The organism is Methylococcus sp. EFPC2 (assembly GCF_016925495.1).
Taxonomy (GTDB): Bacteria; Pseudomonadota; Gammaproteobacteria; order Methylococcales; family Methylococcaceae; genus EFPC2.
Genome location: NZ_CP070491.1, coordinates 1,731,577 through 1,748,210, shown reverse-complemented (window position 1 = coordinate 1,748,210; position 16,634 = coordinate 1,731,577). Strand labels below are relative to the sequence as shown.

General features: G+C 60.1%; 11 protein-coding genes. 5 read left to right on the top strand and 6 right to left on the bottom strand.

What is annotated here, in order from left to right; all coding sequences use genetic code 11:
* Nucleotides 1-71: 71 nt before the first annotated feature.
* From JWZ97_RS07235 to JWZ97_RS07215, 5 genes are all read right to left on the bottom strand, one after another.
* Nucleotides 72-1,349, bottom strand: coding sequence for a lipopolysaccharide biosynthesis protein (locus tag JWZ97_RS07235; protein WP_205434108.1), 1,278 nt, complete (start codon nt 1,347-1,349; stop codon nt 72-74).
* Nucleotides 1,346-2,629 (bottom strand): O-antigen ligase family protein, encoded by a 1,284-nt coding sequence (locus JWZ97_RS07230; protein WP_205434107.1) that lies wholly within the window; start codon nt 2,627-2,629, stop codon nt 1,346-1,348. Before JWZ97_RS07230 ends, JWZ97_RS07235 begins: the two co-directional genes overlap by 4 nt.
* Nucleotides 2,630-3,372: 743 nt before the next feature.
* Nucleotides 3,373-5,640, bottom strand: a complete 2,268-nt coding sequence (locus JWZ97_RS07225) for a polysaccharide biosynthesis tyrosine autokinase (RefSeq protein WP_205434106.1) — start codon at nt 5,638-5,640, stop codon at nt 3,373-3,375.
* 249 nt (nt 5,641-5,889) lie between these two features.
* Nucleotides 5,890-6,996 (bottom strand): polysaccharide biosynthesis/export family protein, encoded by a 1,107-nt coding sequence (locus tag JWZ97_RS07220; protein ID WP_240342525.1) that lies wholly within the window; start codon nt 6,994-6,996, stop codon nt 5,890-5,892.
* Nucleotides 6,997-7,008: 12 nt separating this feature from the next.
* Nucleotides 7,009-8,436, bottom strand: coding sequence for an undecaprenyl-phosphate glucose phosphotransferase (locus tag JWZ97_RS07215; protein ID WP_205434105.1), 1,428 nt, complete (start codon nt 8,434-8,436; stop codon nt 7,009-7,011).
* Between the two features lie 428 nt (nt 8,437-8,864).
* Between JWZ97_RS07215 and JWZ97_RS07210 the strand changes: the two genes are divergently transcribed.
* From JWZ97_RS07210 to JWZ97_RS07200, 3 genes are all read left to right on the top strand, one after another.
* Nucleotides 8,865-10,082 carry a glycosyltransferase gene (locus JWZ97_RS07210; RefSeq protein WP_205434104.1) on the top strand — a complete coding sequence of 406 codons (1,218 nt, stop codon included), beginning with the start codon at nt 8,865-8,867 and terminating at the stop codon, nt 10,080-10,082.
* Between the two features lie 360 nt (nt 10,083-10,442).
* Nucleotides 10,443-11,519, top strand: a complete 1,077-nt coding sequence (locus tag JWZ97_RS07205; RefSeq protein ID WP_205434103.1) for an acyltransferase — start codon at nt 10,443-10,445, stop codon at nt 11,517-11,519.
* Nucleotides 11,520-11,708: 189 nt separating this feature from the next.
* A complete protein-coding gene (locus JWZ97_RS07200) occupies nt 11,709-13,028 on the top strand; it encodes a putative O-glycosylation ligase, exosortase A system-associated (protein ID WP_205434102.1) in 1,320 nt (439 codons plus the stop codon).
* On the opposite strand, the gene asnB is transcribed toward JWZ97_RS07200, so the two are convergent.
* Nucleotides 13,009-14,868: an asparagine synthase (glutamine-hydrolyzing) gene (gene asnB / locus JWZ97_RS07195; RefSeq protein ID WP_205434101.1), complete on the bottom strand. Its 1,860-nt coding sequence runs from the start codon at nt 14,866-14,868 to the stop codon at nt 13,009-13,011. The genes JWZ97_RS07200 and asnB overlap by 20 nt on opposite strands.
* On the opposite strand from asnB, the gene JWZ97_RS07190 reads away from it, so the two are divergent.
* Nucleotides 14,858-15,118 carry a hypothetical protein gene (locus JWZ97_RS07190; RefSeq protein ID WP_205434100.1) on the top strand — a complete coding sequence of 87 codons (261 nt, stop codon included), beginning with the start codon at nt 14,858-14,860 and terminating at the stop codon, nt 15,116-15,118. The genes asnB and JWZ97_RS07190 overlap by 11 nt on opposite strands.
* 4 nt (nt 15,119-15,122) lie before the next feature.
* Nucleotides 15,123-16,418, top strand: a complete 1,296-nt coding sequence (locus tag JWZ97_RS07185) for a citrate synthase (protein ID WP_205434099.1) — start codon at nt 15,123-15,125, stop codon at nt 16,416-16,418.
* Nucleotides 16,419-16,634: the final 216 nt, after the last annotated feature.

The window sequence follows — 16,634 nt, the reverse complement described above, 5'->3', positions numbered from 1 at the left end:
TTTCTTTTGGCCACGCAAAAGAAAGTATTCCGCCTTCGGGTGCGGGAAACCCGATACAAATAGAGCTGGCGTTAGCGACACGAACCCCTCCAAGGCCTGGCCATCAAACCCATCGCCAAGGCTTCCACGCCGAAATAAACCGGCGCCGCCGTGGCCGCACCCATCAATCCTTCCGAGGACACCAGCCAGGGCAGGGCGATGACGGCGGTGAGGGTGCCGGCCAGGCGGCCGGGAATCAGCCGGCGGGTGGCCTTGCGGGCGTATAGAGGCTGCGCCATGACCGTAGCCAGTGCCTGCAAGGCGCAGCCCAGGCCGATGACGGGCATCAGTTCGGCGCCGGCGCGGTAGGCCGGGGCGAGGAGTAGCCCCACCACCCAGTCCTTGAGCCAGAACAGGGCGGTGACCCCCGCGGCTCCCATGACCACAACGGACAAAATCCAGAGCCACCAGGTCTTCGTGGCCTGCTTGGTGCGGCGGTGGCTGTGATCGGCGAAATAAACCGGCTGGTAGCTGCGCAGCAGTACGATGGCGGCGCGGTGGAAGGCTTCGTTGGTCAGGGTGTAGACCGCCGCGTAAAGGCCCACGTCCTGCGGGCCGAGGTAATAACCGACGACGTAGCGGTCGCCCAGCGCATTGAACCAGGACATCAGCTCCATCGGCAGCAGCGGCAGGGCGTAGCGCAGGATGTCGCGGCGAACCGCCCCGTCGGTCTCCGGGGAATACGCGTTCGCCGTCCGGTTTCGTCCGCTCCAGGCATAGCCCAGCAGGCCGGCGAGGGCGTAGCCGGCGAGCACCAGATGGGCTTGGGCGCCCAGCGACCAGACCAGAAGGATCGCGAGCGTCGGCCGCAGCAGGCTGTCGGCGGTCTGCCACAGGCTCGCCTCGCGCTGGCGACGCTCGCCTATCAACAGGTGTATGCCCAGTTCGCGCTGCATGGTCACGACGAGCAACGCACCGGCCGCCAGCCAGGGCAGGGCATCGTCGCGGTACTGCCAGAGATAGAGGCCGGCACCGGAGGCATAGAGCAGACAGGCCAGCAACATCGCGATGCCCATCAAGCGGTGCAGACCGCCGATGAATGCGTTTTTGCCGCCCAGGTATTGATATTCGGGCAGCAGGCGCATGGCGGCCGAAACCAGGGGATAGGCCAGCAGGGTCACGCCCAGCCCGACCAGTCCGTTGAATAAGGCAACCTGACCGTACACCTCGGGCGGGACCAGCTCGGTCGTCAACCGGGTGCCGGCGAGCAGCAGCAGGCCCGAACCGACCTGGCCCAGCAGGGCCCAGGCGCCGTCCACCAGACCGCGGCGCCGCTCGCCCGTGGAGACTAACGCTTCCGCCGCGCTCATCGTTCGTCCTCGGCGGGATGGGCGAAGCCGTAGGCGTGCCCATCATTCGGAGCCCCGATGGGCACGCTGCGCTCTGCCCATCCTACGGAGGTACGATCCGTGCCCAGCACCAGGCCCCAGAGGAACATCAACATGGCGTTCTGCGGGAAGTATTCCCACAGATTGAAGGGCAGGCCGGCGACGAAGATGAAGGTCATCGCCAGTCCGCGCTGACGAAAGCCGGACAGTTTGACCGAGAACCCGACGAATGCCAGGTAGGCCAGCAGCCCCAGCAGCCCGTAGCCGTTGAGCAGATAGAGGTAGAGGCTGTCCGAGTCGAACTGACCGGGGAAATGGCCTTCGCCGAACACCACGTTGACGGTGTTCGAACCCAGCCCCAGACCCCAGCCGAACAACAGGTCGGCCGTGTCGTTGATCTGGCTGGAGAGCAAGTTTTGCCATAGCGTCAGGCGGCCTTCCTTGCTCAGGTCGGCGTCTTCGCGTCCGCTCAATAGCGGGCTGGAGGCCAGGATCAATGCGCCAGCCGCCAACAGCGGCGCGGGTAGCCAGAGCGCCCACCGGTCGCGCGCGCGGGTGTTTTGGTAGATCTGGAAGAACACCACTAGCATCCCGGTCATGAAAGCCGTGCGAGAACCGCTCAGCAGGGCCAGGAACAGGCTCAGCGCCATCCACTTGCCGTGGCCCGGCAAACGCGCCAGGGCGAAGAACAGGGTGCAGGTGGACATGGCCGCGCCGAACAGGTTGGGGCTGACGAAAGTGCCGAAAGGCCGCCCGCCGCCCAGCAGGGACACGCCGAACAAGGCCGGTGCCCACAAGGCCTGGGTGACGGCCAGGCAAGCCTGCAAGAGCACGTAAAGCCGCAGCAGTTTCACGAAGGTCGCGAGGACTTTTACGCCGGCGTTCAACTGGGCGATCAGATAGCCGAGCAGCGCGATCGGCAGGTATTCGAATACCCGCAGGCCCGCCAAGGGGACCACCGAAGGCAGACCCAGATAGATCGCGTAGCCGGTTTCCGCCAGACAGTAAGCCGCCAGTACCAGCAGGAAGGCCGAAACCTTGGAGGTCGCCAGCATGCGCCAGAAGCGCGGATCGAGCGCCGCCCAGCCCAGCACCAGTACCAGCGTCAGCTCGCGCAGGATGCGCAGCCCGAAATCCTGCTCGCCGTAGACCTCCTTGACCCCGTTCCAGGCGGACTCCACCTGCGGCAGCGAAGCCAGGGCGGACACGCTGACCAGGGCGAACAGGAGGTAGGGGGTTTGGGATTCTAGGTGGACGCGCATTTTTGGGTTGTTCTAGGTTGTTGGTCGGTTTGGCCGTTTGTCGTTAGTTTGTGTCGCTGACGCGACGGTTTTTGAATCGGGGTTTCGCCCCCGAAGGCGAGTTACTTTTCTTTGCTTGCCCAAAGAAAAGTAACCAAAAGAAAAGGCACCCGGCAGCCGCGACTTGCCGCGCTACGCAGTCCTGCTTCGCTTGCAAGCCCAGGGCAAACCATCCAGGGTTTGCCCGCTCGCCTGTCGGCTCGCCCCTTGCGCTTCTCGCTTGTTCGGCGGGGTCGCCCGAAGGCACATCCGTGTACCTCGGGCGACGCACGCGATCCCTCGCGTGCCCCTGCGGGTTTATCCGCCGAACAAGCTGCGATGCTCAGCGCGGCTGAACGGGGGGCAAAGTCAAAGACCTAGAGCCAGCCAGCTTTCCTGGTCCCGTTTGCCGCGCCGAGCAGCGGAGCTTTCGCCGGCTGAGCCCTTCGGGCGGATTGAATAAGGCCGCCCGAAGGGGAGCAGCAGGGATGCGGCTCGGCGATCGAGGGGCTGGGAGGCCCCTTCGATCGCCCCCCGGCGAAAGGGAGCAGCGCAGGGGCTCTCGCGGCAACCGGGCGGCCTTTTCTTTGAATACTTTCTTTTGGCCACGCAAAAGAAAGTATTCCGCCCTCGGGTGCGGGAACCCGATCCAAAAACCGTCGCGTCAGCGACACCCGAGTTTTCCCGTCAATCGCGGGTTGAAGCCCGCTCCCACAAGTCATCATTCAAGTCGTCTTCGGATACGCATACCCGTAATACGGGTAAGAGGAAGATCCTTCCTTCATGTCGTTCATGATGAAACCCTGCACCTTGATGCCGGCCTGGCGGAAGCGGCGGTGGCTGACTTCCAGTTCCTGGGCGGTGTAGCGGCCTTCCTTGACCACCAGGAAGGTGGCGTCGGCCTGTTTGCCGATGATGGCCGCGTCGGTCGCGCCCAGGATGGGCGGGGAGTCGATCAGAATGTGGTTGTAGAACGCCTTCATCTCGTCCAGCCAGTGCTCCAGGTCGCCCAGGGCCAGTTGCTCGGCCGGGCTGGTGATGTTGCGTCCGCGCGGAATGAAGTCCACGCCGGCATGGGGCAGGGTGACGATCACGTCGCCCAAGGCCGCCTCGCCGGCCATCAGCTCGCTCAGGCCGGGACCGCGTTCGGTGCCGTAAGCCTCGTTCAGTCGGCCGTTGCGCAGATCGGCGTCGATCACCAGCACGCGCTTCTTGATGCTGGCCAGCAGGCTGGCGAGGTTGGACGTCACGAAGGACTTGCCCATGCCCGGTGCCGGGCTGCTGATCATGATGACCTTGCTCTCGTGGCTGGCCAGCGTGGTCTCCAGCGTGGTGCGCAGGCTGCGCAGCGACTCCACCGAGATGTCGTCGCCGTCGCGCGTCGCCAGTACCGCGGTCCGGCTGTCCGGGCCGCCTTCCGACCGGGCCAGGCGGCGCTGGGTCTTGCTGTGCGGGATGGCGGCGAACAGCGGCAAGCCCACCTTGTACTCCAGCAGGGCTGGGTAGTTTTCGTGCCGGCGCAGGGAGTTACGCATGAACAGGGACGCGGCACCGGTGGTCAGTCCCAGGAGTACGGCTAGGGGCAGGACGATGAAGGGTTTGGGCCAGCTGGGCTTCTCGGGCACCACCGCATAGTCGACGATGCGTGAATTGCCGATGGAGCCGGCCGCCGCCACTTTCTGTTCCTGCGCGCTGTTGAGCAGCTGGGTGTAGAGCTCGGTGTTGACCTGCACGTCGCGTGACAGGCTCACCATGTTCTGCTGGGTGTGCGGCAAGTCTTTGATGCGGCGGTTGATGTCGGCCAGCTTCTTTTCCACACGGGCGATCTGTGCCTTGGTGGCGATCATTTCAGGATGGGCGCCTTCCAGGTATTGGTTCTGCGCCTCGAATTTCTGCTTGAGCTGTATGCCTATGGTTTCCATCTCGGCGGATTGCTTGAGCAGCACTTCGGCCTCGGTGGAGATGTCCACCGCGCCGTGCTTCTCGCGGAATGCGCTCAGGGCCGCTTCGGATTTTTCCAGGCGATCCTTGATCACCGGCAGCTGGTTTTCCAGGAATGCCAGCTTCTGGCCGGCTTCGGCCGATTCCCAGTTCACCGTGGCCTGCACGTAGGTGTTGGCAATGTCGTTGACCGACTGGGCCAGTTGCTGGGGATCGCGGCCTTTCAACTCGACATTGAGGATGTCGGTATCCTTGGAGGCTTCCTTCACGCTGAAGGCTTTCTTGAGGTTGTCGATGGTGGTGAGCTGGGACTGCCGGCTCAGGACGAAACGCTCGCCGGGACGGGCCTTGAGTTCGTCGATGCGGATGGACAGCGGCTCCTGGTTCTTGAGCTCGGCCTTGCCCGCCTGGCCCAACTGGCCTTCCAGCAAGGTCTCGCCGTCTGGATCGCTCAATTCGTAGCGTTGGCCTTCGAGCACCGTCAGGGTGAATTCCTTGCCGTAGTAACGGTCCGGTACGACGAATTCGCCGATCTTGAGCTTCTCACCGCCCCAGGCCCAGCGGCCGAAGCCCCACCACGCACCGGCCACGCCGTCGCGGGCGTCGTGACGACGGGCGAGCAGTTCGCCCAGCAGCGGGAAATGGACCGGCTCGGCTTCCACCGACAGATTGAGGCTTTGCACCACCTTGCCCAGCACCGAGCGGGAACGCAGGATTTCCGCCTCGCGTGCCGCCCGGGGGTTTTCGGCTTCGGCGGGCGCTTTGTTGTTTTCGCTGCGTAGCGGCGCGGTGAGCAAGGCCTTGTTCTTGTCGATGCGCAGCAGGGCGTCGGCCTTGTAGGTCGGCGGGGCCAGCAGCAAATAGAGCAGGGCGGTGCCGGCGAATGTGCCCGCGGCCAGGCCCAGCGTCCTGCGGCCTTCCCACAGCAGATCCAGGTAATCCCGGATGCTGACGCCGGGTTCGTCCCTGACCACCTGGGCCGGGATGACGTCGTGTTCGATCAATAAACCGCTGTTGCGGGGTTCGAGACTGATGGCTTTCGGGCTGTTCATATCTTTACTCGGTTTTCTCTCTCCCTGGGACAGGGACCAGTGCACGGGCCGATGCGCGATGTGGAGTGGGAGCCACAACACCGGTCCGCGCTCTAGCCCTCTCCCAGGGAGAGAGATGTGTTCGTCATTCGGTTCAAGGCGTAGGGCGGAACCGGCTCTTTCGGGTTCCGCCCCACGATAGGCGGATCGCCCGGCCGGGCATCCGCCCTACATGCTCACCCCTGCCCTCTCCTAGAGGGAGCGGGAGATTCACATGCCGTAAAACGCGCCGCGGGTCATGAATTGCCCCAGGGTGGAAGGGATCAACTGGTTCATGGCGCGCGACCAGCGGGTGACGCCGGCGGTGCCGACATAGACCACGTCATGCGGCTGCAGGGCGAAGCGGTCGGCCAGGACCATGGCGTCGGGCGAATCGCTGTTCAGATGGAAGATCTCCGGGGTGGCCTGGGCGGCGCGGATCACGTAGATGTCTTCCGGGTTGGACGTGTCGAAGTTGACGCCGCTGGCATCGGACAGCGCTTCGGCCAGGGTCATGCGGCCCTTGTTGATCTGCAGGGCCTGTTGCTTCTGCACTTCGCCCATCATGAAGACCCGGTTCTGGCGGCGGTCCGGCAGGTTGAGCACGTCGCCGTCCTTGAGATAGACGTCTTCCCCGCCGTGGCCCTGCTCGTACAGGGCCAGCAGGTCCAACGGATAGGTCTTGCCCTCGCGCGACAGGGTCACGTGGCTCAGATCGGCTTCCAGCGTGGAGCCGCCGGCGCGGCTGATGGCTTCTCCCACCGTCAGGGGGGTGTCCACCATGGACTGGATGCCGGGGTTCTTGACCTCACCGACCACGTAGACCCGGTGGGCGAGATAGGCGATGACGCGTACGTCCAGCTTCACCTTCTTGAAATACTTGGAAAGCTCGGATGTCAGCAGCTCGCGCGCCTCGGGCACCGTTTTCCCGCCCACCGGGATGTTGCCGATGTAGGGGTAGTAGACCGTGCCGTCGTCCTGCACCACCTTGCCGGCCTGTTCGGGCTGGATTTTTTCGGCGCCCGGATCGTTGAGTTCGGGGTGCTCCCAGACGGTGATCAACAAGCGGTCGCGCGGCCCGATGCGGTAGCTGTCGGACGCGGATTCCGGCTTGGGTATCTGGATCGCCTGCTTGGTCGCGCTCTCGCGCTCGACGATCAGTTGCGCGGTGACCGGCGTCACCTTGACTTTGCCGGTCGTCAGCTTGCCGTCCTTCATGAGCGGAAGTTCCAGGTCGGACAGGTTTTCGTCGCTGCGCTTCATGCCGGGGGACAGGGCGCAGCCGGCCAGCGTCAGCAGCAGCAAGACCAGCACCAGTTTGCGGATGGAGTCGTTCATGATCTTGTTTCCTCAGTAGGCGTTCTTGTTGACGAAACCGTGGACCACGGTGCGCAGGGCGATCTCCAGGTCGAACCACAGAGACCAGTTCTGGATGTAGTAAAGGTCGTGTTCGATGCGGCGGTTTAGGTCGGTGTCGCCGCGCCAGCCGTTCACCTGGGCCCAGCCGGTGATGCCGGCCTTCACCAGATGCTTTTTCATGTACTGCGGGACCTGGTCCTTGAACACTTCGACGAAATCCGGGCGCTCCGGGCGCGGTCCGACCAGGGACATGTCGCCGCGCAGCACGTTGATGAGCTGGGGCAGTTCGTCCAGGCTGGACTTGCGTAGGAAGGAACCGAAAGGCGTGGCGCGGTTCTCGCCCGGCTTGGCCCACACCGGGCCGGATTGGGCTTCGGTGTTCACCGGCATGGAGCGGAACTTGAGCATGGTGAAGGGGCGGTTGTTCCAGCCCACGCGCACCTGGCGGTAGAACACGGGGCCCGGCGAACTCAGCTTCACGCCCAGGGCGATCAGCCCCATCAGCGGGCTGGCCAGCAACAAGGCCAGCAGGGCCAGGCTGCGGTCCTCGAATTCCTTGATGTAGCGGTTGATGCCGTGCAGAGGCGAAACCGAGATGTCCAGGGTGGGGATGCCGGCCACTTCGTTGAGGTTGAGGAACTTGCTCATGCGGAAGGCGAAGCAGTCGATCACCAGGCGTATGCTCACCGGCAGATGGCGCAAGGCGTGCAGCACCTGTTCGGCGCGCGCCTCGCCGCGGAAGGGAAAGGCCACCCAGACTTCGTCGACCGATTCGCGCGCCACGATCTCGGCGACCTCGTTCAGGCTGCCCAACCTGGGCAGGCTAGCGCCTTCGGCCGTGAAGCGCGGTTCTGCGCGGTCGTCCAGATAACCGATGACCTGCAGGCCGGCCCAGGGGCTGTCGTCGAGTTGCTTTACCGAAGCGATGGCCATGGGATTGAGCCCGACCATGAGGATGCGGCCCTGGAACCAGCCCAGCGCCCGCGCCCGGCGCAGGACGGCGGCGAGGATCAAACGGGCGCCCGCCATCGCGGTCAGTCCCAGCACGCCCCAGGTGGCGATCCAGCGGTAGCTGGAACCGAACCAGATCTGCGAGCGGACGATCGCCACCACGCCGACGACGGCGAGCAGGGCGAACGTCCAGGCGCGCAGCAGGCGGCCGATATCGCCGCGCAGACTGCCGCGCCAGGGCCGGTAGACGCCGGTGATCTCGAACAGGATGATGGCCGCCAGCAGGCCCACGGCCAGGGCCACGCGGTAGTCCTCGTCGATGTTCCAGTGTTCCAGCCAGAGGAAATAAGCCGCCCAGCCGCCGGCGAAGAGCAAGGCGACGTCGAGCAGGCGCAGCAGCACGATGGTCGTGTGACCATAGCGCCTGAACAGGCCTTGTCTGAATAAGTGTCCGAAGCCGATCGGCATCTTTTTACCCTCATTAATCGAGTGTGCGGTCGCCCCCCGAAAAGGGTGGGGGGATCGTTGGGCACTAGCTTAAGAGCCGAAAATGAGGGGAGGCTTGGGGAGAAGATTAAGATTCGATGAGGATGGGATTAATATCGCCGGCGACCGCTACGCGCTCCGGCGAGTCGGCCGCGTTTGCTGATGCTACAAGTCGCTCGGCGAGTAGAGGTAGCGGCTTACTCAGGATGCCGAGCGAGAAGCCCGGCTGGTGTACGCTAGATGTCACTGCCATTGCCGCGAGTGCGGCCTGAGCGTCATGATTTCGTGACGAGGCGCGATTATGAATAGGGCGGCTTGGCCCGACGTCAGCGCGGCGTTGTCGGCATTGTGTTTTTCAAGTCCCGCGCATCGGGTATTCTCCGCGGTTTGTTTGGCTCGCCGAGTGTGCAATGAAGGACGACAATTTGCCGCGCCTGCTGGTTTTTTCAAGCTTGTTTCCGAATGCCTCGCAACCGAATGCCGGGGTGTTCATCCGTGAACGCATGTTCCGGGTGGCTGAGCGCTATCCCCTGGCGGTGGTTTCCCCGGTGCCGTGGTTTCCCTTTCAGGGTGCGCTCCGCATCTGGCGGCCCGGCTTCCGACCGAATGTTCCGAGATTTGAAGTCCAGAACGGCATAGAGGTCTTCCACCCCCGTTTTTTCTCCGTACCGGGCTTGTTCAAGTCGTGGGACGGTTTCTTTTTGGCTGCGTCCAGTTATCTGACGCTGCGACGGCTTAAGCGCCGCTTCGATTTTCAGGTGATCGACGCCCATTTCGCCTATCCGGACGGCTATGCCGCCACTTTGCTGGGCCGCTGGTTTTCTGTTCCCGTCACCATCACCGTGCGTGGCACGGAGATTCCTCTGGCCCGTTTTCCGGGGCGTCGCGAGCGTATGATTCAGGCCATGCATTCCGCACCACGATTATTTTCCGTATCAGACTCCCTCAAACGTCATGCCGTGACGCTCGGTATACCCGCCGAAAAAATAAAAGTGGTGGGCAATGGTGTCGATTGCGAGAAGTTTTTTCCCGTGGGCAGGCAAGAGGCCCGCCGAGAACTGAATATTCCGGAAAATGCCAAGGTGCTGATCTCGGTTGGCGGTCTGGTGCCGCGCAAAGGCTTCCACCGGGTGATTGCGATCCTGCCCCAACTGGTCCAACGGTACCCGGAACTGATTTATCTGGTGGTCGGAGGCGGCTCGCCGGAGGGCGATATGAGCGCTGTCCTACGGGCGCAGGTTGTTGAGTTGGGATTGCAGGACCATGTCCGCTTTTTGGGGGCATTGCCCTCGGATCAATTGCGGCTACCTTTGTCCGCATCCGATGTGTTTGTGCTGGCGACCGCAAACGAAGGCTGGGCCAATGTTTTTCTCGAAGCGATGGCCTGCGGCTTGCCGGTGGTGACCACGGATGTCGGCGGAAATAGGGAGGTTGTCTGCGATGGGCGTCTGGGTACGGTGGTGCCTTATGGAGACGAACACGCGCTATCGCAGGCGATGGTGGAGGCGTTGGCCATGGACTGGGATCGAAACGCAATTGTTGGCCATGCCAAGGCCAATGGCTGGGAAAAAAGGGTCGACGAGTTGTGTGCGGAGTACCGTCTTATGACGGAACGCGGCGGTCGATGAAGCAAGCGTGTCCCACGAAAGTGCCATGCCTAACGGCGTTCACGACGCCGCTCGGCCGCATTTTGCGGGACAGTGATTGCCTACGGCGCCCCGCCCGGCCGTCCCTCCATCGCCTAACGTCGCGCCGAGATGACTTGCCGGTCTTTCGGGATTGTCTTGCAGATCACTTACGGACGGCGCTATCGCACCAGCCTTCGGTGTTACGCTCCGCCCTGGGCTTTCCGGGGGACATGAAAGCATGCCGGTCTAGCCGCTCCTCGGCTGACCTATGTTTTTCACTTTGCAAAAGCCTTATGGATGCTAAGTAAGCGAACATGGCAGCCCATAGGCCCGTCCAATGGCCCCGATGGGATGTTTCTATTGACTACAAAAAATGCTCGCGAGGCTCGGATGGAAAGAAGTATTTCCATATTTCTGGATTTGGCTAGATTTTTGGCCGCGGTTTTGGTGTTTATCAGCCATGTTGAGCAAGTGCTTGACGTTAAGAGTTTGTCCTTTCTTGCCTCCTTTGGACATGATGCAGTCATTTTTTTCTTCATGTTATCCGGTTTTGTTATCGCATATGTTACGACCAATAAAGAGGTAACATTAAGAGAGTATGTCGCTGCCAGGGTTGCACGAATACTGCCGGTTTCAGTTGCTTCGTTGCTGCTGGTGTTTGCGCTTATATGGATCGGTCATGAATTTAATCCTGATTATTACGATCAGTATGTGATCCATGACTGGTGGCGGGTATTGGGTGTAAGCGCATTTTTTTTGAACAATTCGTTCCTTTCGACAGTGTCGGTTCCTACCAATGGCCCCTATTGGTCCGTCAGCTATGAGGTTTGGTATTACGTTGCCTACGGGGTTGTTTTTTATCTCAGCGGATTGAAACGAGCCTTGGCGCTATTATTGGTCGCGGCCGTGGCTGGGGTTAAAATTGCCTTGTTGATGCCTATATGGTTGTTGGGCGTATGGTGTTTCAGGTGGCACGGCCGATTGGTTAAGAGCTTTGTATTGGGGTTGATTGTTACCATGGCGTCGCTGGCGCTGTATGCCGTAATTAGATATAAAAATATAGACGATTATATATTCATTGAATCTTCCGGTTTTTGGGGCGGGGTCGACGCATCCAATGAGATTTTAGGCTGGAGCAAAAGGTTTGTGGCCGATTATGTTTTATCTTTGTTGTTTATGGCGCTCTTTGCCGGCTTGTTTATGATGCGGGAAAGTGTTGGCGTATTGTTTGTTTTTTTTGAAAAGCCAATAAGGATTTTCGCGTCGTTTACGTTTTCTTTGTATCTATTTCATTACCCTTTGCTCGTGTTTGTTTTCTGCTACTTTAAGTCCTGGCAGGTTGTTATGATTATCACGATGTTTTGGGTCGGTGTGCTTTCGCTGATTGTTGAGCAGCAAAAGCCGTTTTACAAGAAGCTTGTGCTGAAACTGACATAAAATCTATCGATAATAACGGCAATCCTTATTGCGTGGCATGTTATGCTTGGTATCGTGCGGGTTTGCTTGTGTATTTTTTGCGAGGAATGTTAGCCGAATTTAACGGTTCATGTGGGCGTTCCGGTTTTTTGTCTGCAAATCTATTCCGTCGACAACCTATTTGGATGGGCGAGCAAGAGTAAAAGGGTCATGCGAGATATATTCGTTTCCGTTATTGTCTTCGGGCTGCTGCCTAGAATCGTATTTAGGCCCGACATCGGCATCCTGCTGTGGTGTTGGCTTTCTTATATGAATCCACACAAGCTGTCTTGGGGGTTCGCCCATGATTTCCCATTTGCCATGTTGGTCGCCTTGGCTATTCTAGGGGGATTGCTGATCTGGAAGGAACCCAAGAAGATTCCATGGTCGCCAGTCACTGTAATTCTTGTGATATTCGTGGTCTGGATGTTTGTGACGACGGTTTTTGCGGTTAATACCGGATCGGCCTGGGCTCAGTGGAATAAGGTATGGAAAATCCAGTTGATGACGGTGGTTACCATGATGGTGATGAATACCCGATGGCGTCTGGAGACCATGCTATGGGTTATTGCGTTGTCCTTGGGATTTTATGGCGTGAAGGGGGGGATTTTTACCGTTTTGACCGGCGGCGGTTACCGCGTATGGGGGCCGGGTGGTTCTTTTATTGCCGGAAATAACGAAATTGGTCTTGCGTTGATTATGACGATTCCCTTGCTTCGCTATATCCAGTTGACGGCGCGTAGACTCTGGATCAGGCATGGTATGACGGCCGCAATGGTCCTGAGCATGTTTTCCATCATTGGCACCCAGTCGCGGGGAGCGTTCTTGGGTATGGGGGCCATGTCGCTTTTTTTGGCGGTGAAAAGCCGCAACAAGGTACTGCTCATTCTCTTGTTACTTATAGCCATCCCCGCCATCGTGAGCTTTATGCCGGATTCGTGGCATGAGCGCATGTCCACCATTAACACGTATCAGAAAGACGAATCTGCGCTGGGCCGTATCAATGCCTGGTGGATGGCCTTCAATTCGGCCAAGGTACGTCCGTTCGGCGGCGGGTTCGAGTGTTTTCTAGACAGAGTTTTTTTTGCGACCTATGCCCCGATCCCTTGGGACGTCCATGACGCCCACAGCATTTATTTCGAAGTGCTGGGTGAGCATGGCTTCATAGGGTTGGGCCTGTTCTTGTCGTTTGGTTTGGCCGCGTGGCATATGGGTAGTTCCATCATTCGCGACGCCAAGAAGCAGGATTCCATGCGCTGGATGTCCGACATGGCGGCGATGATACAGGTGAGTCTGGTGGGTTACGCCGCATCCGGCACTTTTCTAGGCTTGGCTTATTTCGACTTGATGTACAACCTGGTTGCCATCCTGGTTGTTTTGAGAACGCTGGCGGACAAACAGTTGGCGGAGCCGGCCATGGCAACTGAAACGGAAGTGATCCAGACCCGGCCGGTCTCCTTCGTACGCCCGGTCATTCCGCGGCAGACCTGAAGTTCTCCTCGGTTCGCAGCCATTGTTCCAGCATCATCAGCACCCAGATCATGACGCCATAATAATTTGGGTGCTCCCGATGCAGGATTAGCAATTTGTCGAGAAATGCCGGCTGCACGTGGCCGCGCTTGCCTAGGCCCTGCAGGCTGTCGTGCGCCAACTCTTCAAGGGGGCCGTAGCTTCCCAGCCATAGTCCGAAAGGCAAGCCGAAGCCGTGTTTGGATTTCTGCAGTATTTCCGGCGGCAGAAAGTCTTTCAGGGCGTCTTTGAAAAAATACCTTAGATGCTGGCCTCGCAGTTTGAGGGACGATGGAAGTTGCGTGCTGAAATCGACCAGTTCTTCGTCCAGCAATGGATACCTCGCTTCCACCCCGGCCAGTTCGCACATGCGATTGACTTTCCTGAGGTCGTTGTCCGCCAGGGTGAACTTCCAGTCCAGAAACAGCATGCGATTGAGGCTGCTGTCCGCATCGGCCCGCCGGTAGGTCGCTCGCAATTGATTCAAGGGATCATCACGCTCGACCTGATTTAGGAAATCGACCGTGAATAGTTCTTCCAGCGGAAAACGGTTGAGGAAGTTGTAGGCTTCCAGCCTGTCGGGTAAGGGAGTATTGGCCTGCTCGATATAGCTGCGGGCCTTGCCCACCAGCGGAAAGGCATCCAGGCGGTGGTTGAACACGAGCGGCTCGAGTATCGAGCCGCGCAGTACCGAGGGCAACACCTGGTAGCTTTCGAAAATTTTCTGCTTCGCATACCGCGCGTTGCCGGCGAACAGTTCGTCGCCGCCGTCTCCGGCGAGCAAGGTGTCCAGCCCGTCGGCTCGGGCCAGCTTGGCGCAGTAATAGGCGGGGACGGCCGACGCATTGCCGAACGGTTCGTCGTATGCGGCGGCGATTTTTGAGATCGCGTCCACCACATCCTGGGGCGTCAGGTAATATTCGTGTGCCTGCGTATCGAAGTGACGCGCGGCGATGCGGGCATATTCCGTTTCGTCGAAGCCTTCGGCCTCGAAACCGATGGAGTAGGTGTCGACGGCGCGCCCGCTGACTTTCCGCAGCAGTCCGGCCACCGTGGAACTGTCGGTTCCGCCGCTCAGGAATGCGCCGATCTCGCCGCCGGCCGAGGCACGGAGTACGGCGTTTTCGAGCGAATGTAGAAAATTCTCCCGGAGTTGGCCGGTCGATAGTGACGTGTTTTCCTCGAAGCGCGGCTGCCAATAGAAATCCGTCCGCACTTCGCCGTTTTCGAACAGCAGGTATTGCCCAGGCAATAGTTTTTGCTGGGCCGCATAAATAGAGCGCGGGCCGGGCACCATGTGAAAATACAGGTAGTCGAACAGGGCTTGCGGTGACAGGCTAGCGTCGGCGGCGGGATGCCGGTTGATGGCGCGCGCGTTGGAGGCGAAGACGAGCGTGCCTCGCCGCTGGCTGTAAAAAAGTGGTCGAATGCCGAGGCGGTCCACCGCCAGCAAGGCGCGGTCGCGCGAGTCATCCAGGATGGCCAGGGCGAACGGCCCCTGCAGGCGCTGCAAAAACGCGGGGCCGAGCCGGCTGTAGGATTCGAGTAGGGCTCTCGCGTCGCCGAGTTTCCGGGCAAGATCCTGATCGTCCTGCTCGCGCCAGCGTAGATGGCCCTGAAAGATGGCCCGCAAGCCGTTCCATTCGGCGGTGCCATGATCGTCTGCTTTACACCCGAGCGCCGCCCCGGCGACCCCGTTGTGCTGGACCGTCACCGCTGTCCCTTCGGGGGCTATGCGCAGCGTGCCCACCATACGGGACAAGGTTGCAGATTTCACTGGCGCTTCAGCGTCGAAACCGATCCAACCGCAAATGCCGCTCATCCGTAATCCTCATGAAAAATTAAACACGGCGCAGTATAGAGGATATGAGATCGCCGGCGGCAAGGGCGAGCCAGCGATGGGCCGGCCGAGCGAATGCGGGAGCGGCAGCGCGCGCAACGCAGTGTTTATGTCCGTACTGGCAGACGCCGCCGGAACCAGAGTTGGCCTGGGTTATAATCGCGGCATTAGCCCGGTTCCGGCCGACGGGCGCGGCGGCCTGATCGATCGACACCTCAATCCGAACGAGTAGTCCCATGAGCACGACAGCGAAACTCATTTTGCAAGACCAAACCTACGACATTCCCGTCGTCGAAGGCAGCGAAGGCGAGAAAGGCCTGGACATCAGCCGCTTGCGCGCGCAGACCGGGTACATCACCCTGGACCCGAGCTACGGCAATACGGGATCCTGCCTGTCGGGCATCACTTACATCGACGGCGACGCCGGAATATTGCGCTATCGCGGCATCGACATCGGGGAGTTGTGCGAGCATTCCACCTTCATGGAAGTGTCGTATCTCCTGATCTACGGTCATTTGCCCACCGAGGCCGAATATGCCCGCTTCAAGGAGCGGGTGCACCACCATTCCTTGATACACGAGGACATGAAGAGCTTCTTCACGTCCTATCCCGGCCATGCCCATCCCATGGCCATACTCTCGGCCATGGTGTGTTCGCTGTCGGTCTATCACCCGCAATTGCTGGAACCCGAGCAGACCCAGTCGCAACGCGATCAGGCCATCACCCGTCTGTTGTCCAAGGTGAGGGTGCTCGCGGCCTTCGCGTATAAGCGTTCCGTGGGCGAGGCCTTCGTCTATACCCGACCGGAACTGGATTATCTGTCCAACTTCATGCACATGATGTTCACCACGCCGATGCGGGAATACGTGCCGGACGAAACCATCCGCAAGGCATTGGACGTGTTGTTCATCCTGCATGCCGATCACGAACAGAACTGTTCCACCTCGACGGTGCGCATGGTCGGTTCGTCCAAGGCCAATCTGTTCGCCTCGCTATCCGCCGGCATCTGTGCGCTCTGGGGGCCGCTGCATGGCGGCGCCAATCAGGCGGTGATCGAGATGTTGCAAACCATCCATGCCGATGGGGGTGGCAATTACAAGAAGTACATCGAAAAGGCCAAGGACAAGAGCGATCCTTTCCTGCTCATGGGGTTCGGGCATCGTGTCTACAAGAACTACGACCCGCGGGCCGCCATCATCAAGAAATACTGCGACAAGGTTTTGGAGCATCTGGGGATACACGATCCCATCCTGGAAATCGCCAAGGGCTTGGAAGAAGCTGCGTTGACTGATCCCTACTTTATCGAGCGCAAGCTCTATCCCAACGTGGATTTCTATTCCGGCATCATCTACCGGGCCCTGAAGATCCCCACCAACATGTTCACGGTGATGTTCGCGTTGGGACGCTTGCCCGGCTGGATCGCGCACTGGAAGGAAATGGTCGAGGACCCGGGCATGAAGATCGCGCGGCCTCGGCAGATCTATACCGGCGAACGCTCCAACAATTATGTGCCCATCGGCATACGCCCCTAAGAACTTTGCATCGAGCAACGCGGTCGTCTGTCCATAGATCGGGGCACGTCAGTTTTTCACCGAAGAATCAGCAACCAGAAACACGAATATGACCATACCAGTAGCTGCAACCCTGCCCGCCGCCTGGCGTTGTCTCCATGCACCCATGACGGGCAGCGTGGTCGAGCGCCTGTAAACTTGCCGTACTCAAGGCGGGACGGGCCTAGCCTGTCGCCG

What these genes read in the sequence shown, in the direction of transcription:
- JWZ97_RS07235 (WP_205434108.1), bottom strand. Translation starts at nt 1,349, where the DNA reads ATGAGCGCGGCGGAAGCGTTAGTCTCCACGGGCGAGCGGCGCCGCGGT.
- JWZ97_RS07230 (WP_205434107.1), bottom strand. Translation starts at nt 2,629, where the DNA reads ATGCGCGTCCACCTAGAATCCCAAACCCCCTACCTCCTGTTCGCCCTG.
- JWZ97_RS07225 (WP_205434106.1), bottom strand. Translation starts at nt 5,640, where the DNA reads ATGAACAGCCCGAAAGCCATCAGTCTCGAACCCCGCAACAGCGGTTTA.
- JWZ97_RS07220 (WP_240342525.1), bottom strand. Translation starts at nt 6,996, where the DNA reads ATGAACGACTCCATCCGCAAACTGGTGCTGGTCTTGCTGCTGCTGACG.
- JWZ97_RS07215 (WP_205434105.1), bottom strand. Translation starts at nt 8,436, where the DNA reads ATGCCGATCGGCTTCGGACACTTATTCAGACAAGGCCTGTTCAGGCGC.
- JWZ97_RS07210 (WP_205434104.1), top strand. Translation starts at nt 8,865, where the DNA reads ATGAAGGACGACAATTTGCCGCGCCTGCTGGTTTTTTCAAGCTTGTTT.
- JWZ97_RS07200 (WP_205434102.1), top strand. Translation starts at nt 11,709, where the DNA reads ATGCGAGATATATTCGTTTCCGTTATTGTCTTCGGGCTGCTGCCTAGA.
- JWZ97_RS07190 (WP_205434100.1), top strand. Translation starts at nt 14,858, where the DNA reads ATGCCGCTCATCCGTAATCCTCATGAAAAATTAAACACGGCGCAGTAT.
- asnB (WP_205434101.1), bottom strand. Translation starts at nt 14,868, where the DNA reads ATGAGCGGCATTTGCGGTTGGATCGGTTTCGACGCTGAAGCGCCAGTG.
- JWZ97_RS07185 (WP_205434099.1), top strand. Translation starts at nt 15,123, where the DNA reads ATGAGCACGACAGCGAAACTCATTTTGCAAGACCAAACCTACGACATT.